The organism is Bartonella sp. CL71SXKL (assembly GCF_042194935.1).
In the GTDB taxonomy this organism is placed as follows: domain Bacteria; phylum Pseudomonadota; class Alphaproteobacteria; order Rhizobiales; family Rhizobiaceae; genus Bartonella.
The window spans coordinates 64,269-78,181 of the sequence record NZ_JBHINI010000009.1 but is presented as its reverse complement, the minus strand read 5'-3'; the positions used below and the strand labels follow the sequence as shown (position 1 = coordinate 78,181).

General features: G+C 35.4%; 11 protein-coding genes and 1 tRNA gene. 6 read left to right on the top strand and 6 right to left on the bottom strand.

Annotated elements, in window-relative coordinates; all coding sequences use genetic code 11:
* Positions 1 to 27 precede the first annotated feature (27 nt).
* A complete protein-coding gene (locus ACFILA_RS06335; protein ID WP_375659773.1) occupies positions 28 to 255 on the top strand; it encodes a hypothetical protein in 228 nt (75 codons plus the stop codon).
* 131 nt (positions 256 to 386) lie between these two features.
* Positions 387 to 590 (top strand): hypothetical protein, encoded by a 204-nt coding sequence (locus tag ACFILA_RS06330; RefSeq protein ID WP_273790702.1) that lies wholly within the window; start codon positions 387 to 389, stop codon positions 588 to 590.
* Positions 591 to 715: 125 nt separating this feature from the next.
* Here the strand turns inward: ACFILA_RS06330 and ACFILA_RS06325 are convergent, their stop codons facing one another.
* The 5 genes from ACFILA_RS06325 to ACFILA_RS06305 form a co-directional block, all read right to left on the bottom strand.
* Entirely contained in the window at positions 716 to 1,045 is a 330-nt protein-coding gene (locus ACFILA_RS06325; protein WP_342753367.1) for a hypothetical protein, read from the bottom strand.
* A gap of 179 nt (positions 1,046 to 1,224) precedes the next feature.
* Positions 1,225 to 1,356, bottom strand: coding sequence for a hypothetical protein (locus ACFILA_RS06320; protein ID WP_375660843.1), 132 nt, complete (start codon positions 1,354 to 1,356; stop codon positions 1,225 to 1,227).
* Between the two features lie 1,059 nt (positions 1,357 to 2,415).
* Positions 2,416 to 3,360, bottom strand: coding sequence for an outer membrane protein (locus tag ACFILA_RS06315; RefSeq protein WP_375660842.1), 945 nt, complete (start codon positions 3,358 to 3,360; stop codon positions 2,416 to 2,418).
* Between the two features lie 565 nt (positions 3,361 to 3,925).
* Entirely contained in the window at positions 3,926 to 4,198 is a 273-nt protein-coding gene (locus tag ACFILA_RS06310) for a hypothetical protein (protein WP_273790700.1), read from the bottom strand.
* The gene (locus ACFILA_RS06305; RefSeq protein WP_375660841.1) at positions 4,192 to 6,567 is read right to left on the bottom strand and encodes a mechanosensitive ion channel domain-containing protein; all 2,376 of its coding nucleotides are present in this window, start codon (positions 6,565 to 6,567) and stop codon (positions 4,192 to 4,194) included. Before ACFILA_RS06305 ends, ACFILA_RS06310 begins: the two co-directional genes overlap by 7 nt.
* Positions 6,568 to 6,747: 180 nt before the next feature.
* Here ACFILA_RS06305 and ACFILA_RS06300 point away from each other — a divergent pair, with 180 nt between their 5' ends.
* The 4 genes from ACFILA_RS06300 to ACFILA_RS06285 all read left to right on the top strand — a co-directional run bounded on the left by ACFILA_RS06300 (position 6,748) and on the right by ACFILA_RS06285 (position 12,551).
* Positions 6,748 to 7,125: a hypothetical protein gene (locus ACFILA_RS06300; RefSeq protein ID WP_375660840.1), complete on the top strand. Its 378-nt coding sequence runs from the start codon at positions 6,748 to 6,750 to the stop codon at positions 7,123 to 7,125.
* 92 nt (positions 7,126 to 7,217) lie between these two features.
* Positions 7,218 to 9,731, top strand: a complete 2,514-nt coding sequence (gene secD, locus ACFILA_RS06295) for a protein translocase subunit SecD (protein WP_273790697.1) — start codon at positions 7,218 to 7,220, stop codon at positions 9,729 to 9,731.
* A gap of 99 nt (positions 9,732 to 9,830) precedes the next feature.
* Positions 9,831 to 11,582, top strand: a complete 1,752-nt coding sequence (ybaL, locus tag ACFILA_RS06290) for a YbaL family putative K(+) efflux transporter (protein WP_375631222.1) — start codon at positions 9,831 to 9,833, stop codon at positions 11,580 to 11,582.
* A gap of 15 nt (positions 11,583 to 11,597) precedes the next feature.
* Positions 11,598 to 12,551, top strand: coding sequence for a YbhN family protein (locus ACFILA_RS06285; protein WP_273790695.1), 954 nt, complete (start codon positions 11,598 to 11,600; stop codon positions 12,549 to 12,551).
* A 1,091-nt stretch (positions 12,552 to 13,642) separates the two neighbouring features.
* On the opposite strand, the gene ACFILA_RS06280 is transcribed toward ACFILA_RS06285, so the two are convergent.
* A tRNA-Lys gene (locus ACFILA_RS06280) sits at positions 13,643 to 13,718 on the bottom strand.
* Positions 13,719 to 13,913: the final 195 nt, after the last annotated feature.

Below are 13,913 nucleotides of genomic sequence, written 5' to 3'. Positions count from 1 at the left end.
TGCTAAACGCTTTCAGGAGCATCGTCTATGATCTTATGGATGAAAAGAAATCTGATGCTAACAGGCGCGGCTTTAGCCGCTTTTTTTATGATTTTAGCAAGAGCTTTTAATCTTGGGAAAAAAGCAGAGCAACAAAAGCAAACAGAAAAAGCTTTAAAAGCAGCCACAACCCGTCTTGAGGTAGAAAATGAAATTAATCAAAAAAGTGATGCTGATGTGCGTACTGCTCTCTCTGATTGGTTGCGCGACAAATAAATATGTTTCTTCTTGTGTTGGCTGGTTGCCAATTTATTTAAGCCAGCAAGATCTGAACGCCTTCAGTTTAAACTTAGCCAGAGAGATCTTAAAGCACAATAATCTAGGTGAACGCTTGTGTGGTTGGAAACATGGTTAGAAAAAAAACACAAGACGATATAGAAATTACAGAAGCAGAAAAAGAAATCCTTCAAGAAATCATCATGACCTACAAAAGTGTAAAAGTGATGTCACGTTATACAAAATGGATTGTATTCATCCTCTTTTTGCTTATCCTTGATTTTGCTCGTCTTATGGATGTGATAGACAATGTCTGTGCACGTTTAAAACAGTGACTAACCAAAAACTGAAAGCTTTACCCTTCCCCGCTTTTAACACAAGGAATGAGAGATTATATCGTAATCTATCCGCTAATCGCTTAAGTGTTTCTTAGACACCTGACTTGATAATAGACATATTATCAAGCCTCTCCTGATATAAAAGACGCCCATTGTTCTAAGGGGACACGGCGCTGTTCTAAAAAATCCGTCCGCATGTAAGCCTTTGTCACTGACTTCTCAACTGAATACGCAAGAACAGATTCTGCAATTTCAAATGATGTTGACGTTGTCTCTGCTATCCAGTCCCGCAGAATCGATCTGAAACCATGAAGTCTATAATCAAAACCTTTGTCTTTCATGAAGTTAGAAAGTGCTACATCCGATATAGGCTTTCCAGAACTCTCAGCAAATAAAAAAACATTTTTTTGCTTTTTCAATAACAGCAAGCGCTTCAGCTGTAAGCGGCACATGAAAGTCAGAAACCTTTCCAACAATTCTCTTCATATTTTCTTTTGGGATAATCCATATTGATCTATAAATCTCTTCTGACCGAATATGCCTGATTGGAATAGAACGCCCTCCCCCCGTCAAAATAAGAAGTGTTAAGGCTAGATTTGATACAAGCTCATCATTTTAAGATTGAAAAAACTTAGGCATTTTTTCCATGGCATTGCTGGATATTTTTGGTATTTTGAATAAACTTTTCTAATAAAGCTTTTGCTTTTAATTGCATATCCACATCTATACCAAGTGCCGCCGCATGTTTTATAGCTATATTCAAGTGGGATAGAGTTTTACTTGCTGTTTCGTTTTTTGTCTTCCAAATGGGAGAAATGCATCCTTTTATATCAATTTGCGTCAGTTCAGTAATTGGCGTATCATCAAATTTAGGAAAAACATGTTACTCAAGAGGTATTAGCCACCTTGCTGCTTTTCCTTCATTTTTCAATTCGTTTTTTTGCTTAAAACGCACTGGAGGCAATTTCTCGTAAAGAAATACCACCCCTGCCCGACGCAAATTTTCTTTTTGTTTTCGGCAAATTGGGTCAATTCCTTGATCCAAAAGATCACAACAAGCTGAAGTTTTGAACCATGCTTCTTTTAAAGGTATCTTGCTACAAGAGCCTAATCCCATTTCTCGTCGTCTTTTATTGAGGTAAAATCTAAAAAACTATCATCCTTGATCTGGTGTAGTTTTGATAAGCCATAAACCAGCTTTGTCAGCATATTTGCCTTTAGATAGATACAGATAAGACAGACAGTCTATCACGTGTTCTTGTTCTTCGAACCACCTTTTAAAAACCATCTTTTGAATCGCACTTAGAGCACTTTCATCTGGTACAAAGATTATATATAAAAGGCAATTTAATAAATAAATAAAAACAATTAGTTATTAAATAGAACAAAGATAAACCGCGCTATCAGATGATATTGTAGAGAGTTCTAAGGGAAGAAAAAATTGGTGCACAAACGTGCACGCCGCCCGCATCGCTCTATGTGAATTTTCTTTATTTTCTCATTACTTAGATAGTAAAAACTCTCTTTAAATTTACTGTTTGTAACTCTATAACGATATTATAAAATGATAACTGTAATAATATGAAAGACGAATTAATCCTTCTTTGCTAACAAATATTTCAACCACACCTCGTGAACTAAAAATTTTTCATTCTTAACAATTAAGAATCTGAGTAACTCTTCCTTACCTCCTCATTCTCACTCAAAGTCAAAGCTCCCTTTTTTCACCATAAAATAGTATTTGCAATGCATAAAATTAAAAAATAAAGGCCCTATCAAAGAAATAGGACCTCTTAAATTTAAGCTCCTTTATCCTACAAAACTAGAATTTGTAAGCTATTCCTGCGCGAAAATCATTCGTCTTATACTTAACTTCAATCTCGTCTTTAAATTTCTTTTTACCAAAATCTGAGTAACGGTATTCCGCACGCACAACAAAATGGTCTGTCATTGCAAAATCAACACCACCACCGAGAGTATAACCCATCATCGTTTTTGTTACATCCGATGTCCTATTAAATGGCTCACTTCCCGTAATTACTGTCGACAAAATATCTTGAAACTGTCCATAAGAAACACCACCAGCAATATAAGGCATCACACGCCCTGCAGAAAACCCAACACGCACCCGTGTAGCACCTGTCCATTTTTGTTTTAACGTATGATTAAAAGTTAAACTGTCTTTCTCTTCTTTAGCCTCTGTAGCAGAACGAGAAAAGCCTCTACCCTGTCTCCTGACAAGTTTTGCCCTTTTTTGACTTTTTTTTTCTGTACTTGCATCAGTATCACTACCCGATTCTTTAGTACCCAATCCTTCAGTGTCCTTTCCATCAGTATCAGTCCCACCAGCACTCGATTCATCAGCCTGAAATTTTGTTTTTGTATCCTTTTTTTCCGTTAAAACGATATCCGTATCAATCCCCATAATAAAATTATTACCGAGATCAAAATTAACACCCGCATAAAAACCACCTATAAATCCAGAAAGATCGGGCAGATACTGTTTCTCGATGGGGATCCATGGTTTACTTTTACTCTCCTCAGTATGATGGAGAGGAATATCAACATGAGGCGTTATTGCAGAAATTTTACTTGAAAAGCCCCCAACTTGCCCCCCAAAATAAAAACCTGCCCAAGAAAAAGGTGAAGAAGCAACAACTTCTGAGGCAACATGTACTGGCTCTTCGTGAGTCACCACATCTGCAGCCTGTACTATAGAAGGTGAAATCAAAGAAAAAACAGATGCTGTTATAAATTTTGTATTCATAAAATTATACCCCATTGCTAAATTTAAATATAATCAAAAATCACATTTAGAAAAACAAAGTTTTATAAAATCTTATGCCGCAAAATCGCATGTACTCCTTTATAGTTACATTTAAATCTATCACTATACTAATATATCATTACATCAAAATTTAATATTATCAAATAAATTTTAAAATATTATAATAATCAATACTTCAAATAATAAATATTTAATAAAAAAACCTATTATATTTTTAAAAGGAAAAAATATAAAACATTTTGTACCAATAATACTGCAAAAAAATCACAAAATAGTACATTTTATGCATTTTTTATGAGAAAAAATTCTAAAAATGATGTAATAATTTTTAGAAAATTGATATCCATTAAAAATATTATAAATACCTCAATAATCTTACATCAAAAATGCATAACTGTAGATTCTACATAGTATAAAAAATCACACCTATTTTATACTAAAATCATACCTTTTTTCTACCATTTTCTAAAGGATGAGATTATTAATTACGCACAATATCATTATCCTTCTAAATCTTGTCCCCAAACAAAAATTCTCAATTATTTTATTTAAAAATTGCTCTTCCCCTATTGATTTCTATATTATCATCTGCCTTTATTGCAAAACGGTCTTTATTAGGAAAAGTTATAAAACATCCCTTCATACAAATTGTAATTGTTTGATGAGTATTTAAAGAAATTTTTGAAGGTATACTTCCTTCAACAACAATGAGAGATTGTATCTTTAAATCAGTATTCTTCACTGTTGCAGCAAAAGCTGTTATGGTAAAAATACTTAACAGAATAACTGTAATCAAAACATAAGTATATTTCAGCATTCTAAGATTCCTTCCTCAGCAAAACGCTTATATAGGCTAAATCGAAGAGCGTTGGTTATATGAGAAGGTGAAATAATATTAGGCACATAAATAGCTAAATTAAAGGAAAAACTCTTACGATCAAATGCCGTAAAACTCACCTGTGGGATAGGATTTTTTAAAACGCCTTCTGTCGAAGAAGCAATCTCTAACAAAATTTCAACAACATGCTCTGGAGTAACCTTAGATGATACAATAACTGGTATATCAATTCGTCCTACTTTATTGCGTCGTGTCCAATTACTAACATTATTATTAATAAGGCTTGAATTGGGAATAATAATCGTCTTACGCTGAATAGTCTCAAGTTCCGTTGCACGCACACTAATACGCTTAACAATACCAGCTACTGATCCAGATTCTATATAGTCTCCTATTTTAAATGGTCTTCCAACTAAAATAATAAGTCCAGAGACAAAGTTTTGGACAATATTCTGTAAACCAAAACCTATACCCAGTGAAAGTCCTCCAGCAATAAGAGCGAAATTTCTAAGATCCAAACCTGCCATTGATAATCCCGTCAAAGCAGATACAACAATGCCTCCATAACTTATCACTGTTTTGATAGAATTACGTATACCAGAATCGAACTCTCCATGAACCAACACCACACTATCTAACCAACCAATAAATCGGCGAATAAGAAACCAGCAAACACAAAAAGAAATCATTCCTGTTACAAGAGAAATCAAAGAAAGAGTAATATTTCCAATCTGAAAACCGGTCACCGATTGCCACAAAACTGCTTTTAAATCAGAATAGGAAAATCCAAACTGTACAGCAATTGGTATTGCACAAAATATAACAACAAATAAATTGAGAAAAACGCTCACAAAAACTCCCAATTGATTCATCGTTTTTTCTTCTAAATGAAACCTCTGCATCAAAAGGTGACCAACCGTTGTTTTCATAAATTGGTCTTTAGTTCCAAGTGCTTGAGCGCTTTGTATTCCTAAATACATGAGAACTAAAAATGCTCCATCAATCATAATTTGCTGCATAATAAAACGCGCAAGACCAACATAACCTAAAAAATTCAACACAAAGAGCAGTAATCCCAAGCCAATAAGAGGAATGCGTATGTAAAATGGACAAAAGTATGGCTCTTTTTTTTCTCCTTGAAAACGCCTACGTCTAAACCGCAAAGGTACAAATGATATTATAAACAGCAATATTGCTACAAGAAAAACAGCAATAAAACTTTTAGCAATTGTCAAAGATAGAGGCGCTGAAATGATTTCATAAATACTATCAAGAACAGCGTCAAATGCCAAAACACCCCCTAAAGAAGTGAGTAAAATCACTAATTGATAAGCAGATGATGGTGCAATACTGAGAAGACGCACATGGGGCATATTCGATGATAAAAGAACAATCGCTAAGCGATTGATTAAAAATACTAAAATAATTTGACAACCTATCATATCAAAAACTGTTGTAAGCTTACCTAGATCTAAGTTAAAACTACGAAACAAAAACAACACAAGATAAACGCAAAGAATACATACAAGTGAAGGTAAGAGAACTGAAATAAAGGCAATCAATAAGCGTTGTAAATAAGATATTTCCTCATTAGACTTCGTAAAGTGGCAATACACATGAACAAGAACTTTTTGAGAAAAATACGAAAGACCCAAAGTAATAAAAAGTGGAATTAAAAAGCAAAGAAATAGTTGTAAAAACTTGAAATAAAATATAAAATTCCACCAAGAATCTAACAACAAAAGAAAATCTGATGAAGCCTCTTTTGTTTTTTGGGCGAGATTTTTAACCATCGGAATCGAAAACTCAAGCCTATACGTAAGCGTGCGTTTAAAAAGCTCCCGAGATTGAGAAATAGAAAGTTCAGCTATTCTATTTGCTGCTAAGAAAATTGCTTCAAAACGAAGCATGATACTGTTAATTTTAGCTTTTTGCTCTATCAAGTAAGAATATTCCTTCACTGAGCTTTTCAGTTTTTTCACGTCACGATGGAGCTCCGTTAATTGATCAAGAAGTGTATTAATCTCATTAAGAGGAGGACGCAAAACAAATGCTGCCTCAATAGCACGTTCACTGATATCTTGTGCACGTAACCGCAATTCTTCTAAAGCACGCTCATCTTCTGGCTTTCTGTCAAAATCTCTTTTTAAAGTTTCAGTATTTTCTTCAAGAGTCTCAATAATCAACAGTTGTTGTTGAATAATTTCATCAACTGAATAAGAAGCTATCGTTTGTTCGACAATTGTACTTTGTGCCCCCCGATTCCCCCATGCACCAGAATTAAATACAAAGATAATCCCCAAAAGAAGGAAAAGTATGTGGATATTTTTTCTACAAAATGAATACATATCTACCTTACAAGCACAAAAAGGATTTTATTCCTCTCTTTTAAATATGGTATAAAGCAGCTATTTTCAACTTTTATAGAATAATCTTATAAAAGCTTTCCCTTATCCTATAATACTGATAATAAGATAAAAGAATGATAAATAATATGAACTCAATAAGATTAACGAAGGCACTCTAGCATGTTTTTTTTGCACCTTTATTGCAAAAAAGAAGATTTTCTTCCTTTGACAACCTGGATTTTTCTATCCAGTTTAGGTGTATTCTTGACGAGTACCTTAGGAACGCGTGCTTACTTAATCAAACAATCACACACCAATAATATCATTAAAACGAATAGATTTGATTTACAAAATAAGTGTGATCAGTTGAATGCTACCACAACTGAAAACAAAAAACTTGTAACACCCCATGCAGAATCTATTTTTATGAGAACCGTTCAAAGAATCCTAACATTGGATTTCTTTTTAATAAAGATTCCAGCTGTTGACACACAATTTCGTAACGTTAAAACGCAATATTTCTCAAATAAACGCGCTCCTCCCAATGAACATACTTAATTCTCTTCCTTGAATTATAAAAACGATCATCTTATTTTACTTGTGCTTTTAACTTTGAATAACTGTTAGATTGCCTATTAGCGGAATATATCATGCGTACACCTGGTTGGTTAACTACCCTTTATTGTTTTATTCTTTTAAGCAGCATTTATGTTGCCTTACCCAATTTATTTTCACACGAACAAGTTAAAAACTCGAAATTCTTACCCGACACCCGTGTAGCACTTGGTCTTGACCTTCAAGGAGGCTCTTCTCTCCTGCTCGAGGTTGATAGCAAAACGTTAAAACGCGATCAGTTACATATAGTTTTAAGCAATGTGCGCAATGTATTGCGTGAAAAACAAATCCGCACCTCAAGTGTGCGTATCGTTGAAGATAGCGTTATTGCCCTTATTTCTGACCCATCGCAAACTGAAAAAGCACTCTCTGCTTTGAAAACATTAATAACCCCCATACACAGTAGCTTTGGCACAACAGAACATAACATCACGATCAGTGCTCAAAATGAAACTCTCCGCGTCACATTAACGGAAGCTGGTATAAAAGACCGTGTAAGCAATGCTATTGAACAAAGCTTAGAAATCATCCGTCGTCGTATAGATCAAGTTGGTGTTTCAGAACCAGCCATCCAAAAGGTTGGAAATGATCGTATTATGGTCCAATTGCCTGGCCTACAAGATCCAAAACAACTGCGTGATCTTTTAGGAACAACCGCTAAGATGAGTTTTCATCTTGTTCCTTCTAATGTGGATCCCAATAATCCCCCTATAGGTGTTTCTATTCTCCCTGGATACACTGATGCAACACAACATTATGCAATTTATGATCAAATTGCTTTAGATGGAAATGTCCTGAAAGATGCCCGTGCAGGTTTTGACCCCCAAATACCAGGACGTTCCATTATTTCATTTACTCTAGATTCCGCTGGCGCAAAAATATTTGCCGATATAACACGACAAAATATTAACCGTCCTTTTGCCATTGTTCTGGATAATAAGGTTTTAACCGCTCCGACCATCAATAGTGTCATTCCCAATGGACAAGGTCAAATTACAGGAAACTTTGACCCCAAAGAAGCCTCAACTCTGGCTGCTCTGCTTCGTGCTGGTTCCCTCCCCGCACCACTCACGGTCATTGAAGAGAGAACCGTAGGCCCAAATCTTGGTGCTGATGCCATCCAAATGGGACTTTACACCGGCATAATTGGCTTTATTCTTGTTGCAATTTTTATTTTTCTTCTCTACCGTATTTGGGGATTAATTGCCAATATAGCACTAGCTCTGCACACGATTTTAACATTTGCTGCACTGAGTCTTTTGGGAGCTACGCTTACGCTGCCTGGTATTGCTGGTATTATTTTAGGCATCGGTATTGCTGTTGATGCTAATATCCTTATCAATGAACGTATCCGTGAAGAAAGTCGAAAAGGTGTGGGTGCTTTTGCAGCCCTAGATCGTGGATTTAAACACGCTTTTGCAACCATTGTTGATGCAAATGTTACGGCAATTATAGCGACTGTCTTACTATTTTGGTTCGGCACCGGTCCCGTTCGTGGTTTTGCCGTAACAATGTTGCTTGGTATTATCATCTCCATGTTTACAAATATCACCATTGTACGCATCATCATGATTTGGATCGTTCGTAAATGGAAAATTAAAAAGTTGCATATTCACTCTGCTTTCAACATCATGCCACAAAACACAACTTTCCACTTTATGAAAGCACGCTTCATTGGTATTGGCGTCTCAATTGTTTTATCAATGGCTTCAGTTTTTCTCTTTTTTAAGCCTGGATTGAATTTTGGTATTGATTTCATTGGCGGAAGCCAAATGAGTATTACCACGAAAGCACCAGCAGATCTAGCAACTCTGCGTTCCAAGCTTTCTACTCTTAATGTTGGTGAAGTTTCCTTGCAAAATATTGATAACGAAAACACCGTATTAATTCGCATGCAGAAACAAAGCGGTAGCGAAGCACAACAAACCATCGCCATTGATAAGGTTAAAACAGCTGTACAAAATATCTATCCCGATACCACATTCGATCAAATAGAAGTTGTGGGTCCCAAAATTTCAGGCGAGCTTGCCACAGCTGCTTTTACTGCTGTTATTCTTGCGGCTATTGCCATGTCTCTCTATATATGGTTACGCTTCGAGTGGTTCTTTGCAGTTGGAGCAATTATCACTCTCATTCTAGACACCACAAAAATGATTGGCTTTTTTGCTTTATTTCAATTTGATTTTAATTTAACGGCTATCGCTGCGCTCTTAACAATTGTTGGATATTCTATAAATGATAAAGTTGTCGTCTATGATAGGATGCGCGAAAATATGCGTCTTTATAAAAAAATGCCGTTGCGCGAGCTGATTGATCTGTCAATTAATCAGGTTCTTGTACGTTGTTTTTTTACATCAGCTACAACAATTCTTGCGATGCTCCCCATGGCGATATGGGGTGGAAGTGCTGTTCATAATTTTGCATTACCCATGGTCTTTGGGATTATTATTGCAACATCATCCTCTATCTTTATTGCTGCTCCTATTTTACTCCTGCTAGGAAATTGGTGGCGTGAGCGAAATAATCGTGCAAATATCAAAGTGAAATAAAAATGCCCTTTAATGCGTATGGTACATCTCGCCTCTCTTCTCATAGAAATATAGTCGTTTTCATTCATTCGCTTTTTGATCAAGAATAGTAAATAATCCATGCTCCACGACACACCACTTATCACAACTATTGTTGCAGGCTTATGTTTAGCATTTCTCTTGGGAATGATTGCGAGCCGTTTACGTATTTCACCACTTGTAGGCTATTTGTTAGCTGGTGTTATTGTGGGACCCAATACAGGCGGATTTAAAATAGATTCCGTCATCATTAATCAACTTGCTGAAATTGGTATTATTTTGCTGATGTTTGGTGTTGGGCTCCACTTTTCATTAAAAGACCTTTTATCTGTCAAAGCTATTGCTGTCCCTGCTGCTATTGCACAAATGGCATTTTCTACTTTTCTAGGCTTGTGCCTTGGTCTGATTATGGGATGGGGCTTCAGTGGTAGTTTGATCTTCGGTCTTGCTTTATCCATAGCAAGTACTGTTATCCTGCTACGTGCTTTGCAAGAGCGTCATCTTATTGAAACAGAAAAAGGACGCATTGCCGTTGGATGGTTGATTATTGAGGATTTAGCAATGGTCCTTATACTTGTCCTCATCCCTTCCTTGGCAAGTGCTCTCAGCAATACCAAAAAAGAAGCGTTGGATCCTCTTGTTCAATGGTTGGATTTAAGTATTTGGGGTATTTTTGGTCTCACCATCCTGAAAGTAATTGTATTTATTGCACTTATGCTCGTCATTGGGCGACGCGTTATCCCATGGCTTTTAAAAATGAGCGCACAATCGGGATCACGTGAATTATTTCGTCTTAGCGTCTTTGCTATTGCATTAGGAGTAGCTTTCGGAGCTGCTCATTTATTTGGTGTTTCCCTTTCTCTTGGTGCTTTTTTTGCTGGTATGGTCATGAGCGAATCAGAATTAAGCCACCGTGCCGCGGAAGAATCTTTACCACTGCGCGATGCTTTTTCTGTTCTCTTTTTTGTTTCTGTAGGCATGTTATTTGACCCCGAGAAACTCTTAACTCATTTTTTCCCTCTCTTAGCAACCTTATTCATTATCGTAATCGGAAAATCTGCTGTTGCCTTTTTCATCGTTAAGGCTTTTCGCTATTCTAATGCCACAGCTTTGACTATTTCTGCAAGCCTTGCCCAAATCGGAGAATTTTCCTTTATCCTCGCTGGTTTAAGTTTAAGCTTAGGACTTTTAAACAATGACGCTCATGATTTAATTCTTGGAGGAGCAATTTTTTCTATTTTGCTTAATCCTCTTGTTTTCATTGCCTGTAATAAAATTAAAAAACGTTTAGAAAAAAATTCTGCATCTTCACAAAATACCCAAACAATTATTGATATTGATCCACAAGATCCTGACCAAGATTTTTTACCGATGACCTTAAAAAATAACCATATCGTAATTATTGGCTATGGTCGTATCGGTAAGTGTGTTGCATTATCTTTAATAAATAGAGGTGAACCTATAGTGATCGTAGAAGAATCAAAACGCCTCTCTGATAAAGCGATTGCAGATGGCTTTGAGGCTATTTGCGGCAATATCATTCAACAAGAAATAATGAACGCAGCAAATATAAATAATGCACATAAAGTTGTTATTACAATGCGAAGTACCATTGAAGTAGGAGAATGTATCGTGAATATCCGTGATATGAAGAAAGATATCCAAATAATCACACATGCATTATCCGACACAGAAACAACATATCTCATTGATTTAGGTGCTGATGTTGTAGTAACAGATGATGAAGAAATTGCCAATGGCATTATAGAGTATATAACAGAACGAAGATCTGTAAGGAATATGCTCAATCATGAAAATTTACAGAAAACATAAAATGGATACAGAATCGTGAAAATAAAGCAATTTATATGGCCATTGATTGGTATCTTAGCAATGCTGGTATCTATTCGAATTCTTTACATGAAGCTCTCTGCCATTTCATTTGGGGATGTATTGGAGCGCTTGAGCAATTTAAATGCACAGCACTGGTTATTAGCCTGTTTATGTTCTCTCCTAGCTTATGCTGCTCTTGCTGGATATGATCGAATTGCCTTGCAACATCTAGGCCATAAAATTTCTTGGATTTTTATCGCTATATGTTCATTTACAACCTATGCTCTTTCACACAATATCGGTGCTTCAGTTTTTTCTGGTGCCGTTGTACGCTATCGCGCCTATAAAATGAAAGGGTTAAACGGAACAGAAATCGCAATATTAGTAGGTTTTTGCTCTTTTACTTTTGTAATCGGTACAATCTTACTTTTGGGAATCGTTTTGGTGCTGCAACCCGAAATTATCACCCTCATTCATAAAGAACTTCCTGAATGGCTAGGAACAGCAGCTGGAGCAATTTTACTCAGCTGTATAGCACTTTATACGTTTGGCAGCTGGCTTCAGTTAAAACCCTTACGCTTGGGTAAGAAAATTCAACTTTCCTATCCACGGCTGAAAATTGTTATTCAACAGCTTCTCATTAGCCCTCTAGAACTTTTAGGAGCAGCAGGAATTATATATGCTGTTCTCCCACACAACGCAGATATTCATTTTATCTCTGTTCTTGGTGTTTTCCTAGCATCTTTTACGATAACTCTTCTCTCTAATGCTCCAGCAGGAGGAGTAGGAGTTCTTGAAGCTCTCTTCATCACAGGCATGCCCAATATAAATCCAACCGATGTTATTGCAGCACTTATTGTCTTTAGAATGTTTTATTTGATTATACCGCTCATCATTTCATTATTTGTGGTCGCCATTTTTGAAGCGCAACAATATTGGAAAAGAGCCCCCAAAACACCACCTGAATAAATAAAAGGTTATCAATTACTTCTTTTTGTGTGCCTATATAAGAACAGGACACCATCGTGTTACCAATTTACATATTTTTTTAAGAAAACTCTCTCAGTGCTCTTCCCCATTACACAACAATACCCGTGAATGGTATAATAATAAAGTCATTGTTGCAACATCATCTTTATACTTAATAAAAGAGTAAGCCTGCACCATTATACTATTTTCCCAATGTTGTGATAATTTTTGGCGCCTAAGAACGTTAATAAGAATCATTTTTATGCTTTTCTTCAATAGTCTTTATCCGCACGTTAATCCCATTTATAATGCAAAAATAATAATTTTAATTGATTCATTATAAGAGGGATTGAAACAAAAGAAGTTTATGATAGTAAAGTTTAAAAAAAGAATAATTAATCATTATAAATCAATATATTATAATGATTCTGAGCGGCTTTCTTAATATTTATATTTTTAGAGGTTAAGCTAACGGAAAGACAGCATAGCATAACTTCATAGTTTAATATTTTTAAACTTGAAGCCTCATTAAAGCCTATTGTCTTTCGTTTAACAGGTACTAGTTTTAAACAATTAAACTGATCTAATTTTATTCCTGTTATGTCCGCTCAATACTTTATTTTATCTTGATTTACCCTCTTGGAATACTGATGATTATTACAGAAGTTTTTTGTTTAAGCGGGAGAGTTATCAAAAAATATCCACGCTGCTAATACAACTAAAGTGCAAAGTTTCTTCTGTCTTTAAACAATATGCTAAAAATCCAAAAAAAATTTAATCAATTTATATTAAAAGAAGTGAAAACTGTTGATTTTTATACCCCTTTAAATAAGATAATTGTCGGTAAGAAGCTTCTCCTTACCAATTGCGACTTTAAAAAAAGAAACAATACGCATTAAAAGATCTTTAAATGTCCTTTGGAAGTTTTTTGAGTCCCCTAAAAAGTACAAAAACCGATGACTAAGCTATATCAACAATCTTCACTTTTAAACAAACAGATATGGGGAAATCCTACTGCCCAATTTTATTTAGAAACTCGTATCTTAAAAAAATTTACGCAATCAATGAGTTATTTACGGTATAAAATAGAATGGTGGGTGATGAGGGGATCGAACCCACGACCCGCTGATTAAGAGTCAGCTGCTCTACCGACTGAGCTAATCACCCATAAGCTTCTCAAAAGACGAGAATGAGCGTTTCTATAACGCTCCTAAGGATGGATGTCCAGATATTTTGTTGTTTGTTATATAAACTCATTGTCTGTAAGGTTAAAAATATGATATTCACCACTTGATCTTATATAAAAATAAACCCATTATAAGAAGCTTTATAAATAAATGTTCTGATTGTTACACAGAACCT

Bases quoted from the DNA above. Each gene is read 5' to 3' on its own strand.
- ACFILA_RS06330 (WP_273790702.1), top strand. From the start codon at position 387: ATGGTTAGAAAAAAAACACAAGACGATATAGAAATTACAGAAGCAGAA.
- secD (WP_273790697.1), top strand. From the start codon at position 7,218: ATGCGTACACCTGGTTGGTTAACTACCCTTTATTGTTTTATTCTTTTA.
- ACFILA_RS06305 (WP_375660841.1), bottom strand. From the start codon at position 6,567: ATGTATTCATTTTGTAGAAAAAATATCCACATACTTTTCCTTCTTTTG.
- ACFILA_RS06335 (WP_375659773.1), top strand. From the start codon at position 28: ATGATCTTATGGATGAAAAGAAATCTGATGCTAACAGGCGCGGCTTTA.
- ACFILA_RS06325 (WP_342753367.1), bottom strand. From the start codon at position 1,045: ATGTGCCGCTTACAGCTGAAGCGCTTGCTGTTATTGAAAAAGCAAAAA.
- ACFILA_RS06315 (WP_375660842.1), bottom strand. From the start codon at position 3,360: ATGAATACAAAATTTATAACAGCATCTGTTTTTTCTTTGATTTCACCT.
- ACFILA_RS06300 (WP_375660840.1), top strand. From the start codon at position 6,748: ATGTTTTTTTTGCACCTTTATTGCAAAAAAGAAGATTTTCTTCCTTTG.
- ACFILA_RS06310 (WP_273790700.1), bottom strand. From the start codon at position 4,198: ATGCTGAAATATACTTATGTTTTGATTACAGTTATTCTGTTAAGTATT.
- ybaL (WP_375631222.1), top strand. From the start codon at position 9,831: ATGCTCCACGACACACCACTTATCACAACTATTGTTGCAGGCTTATGT.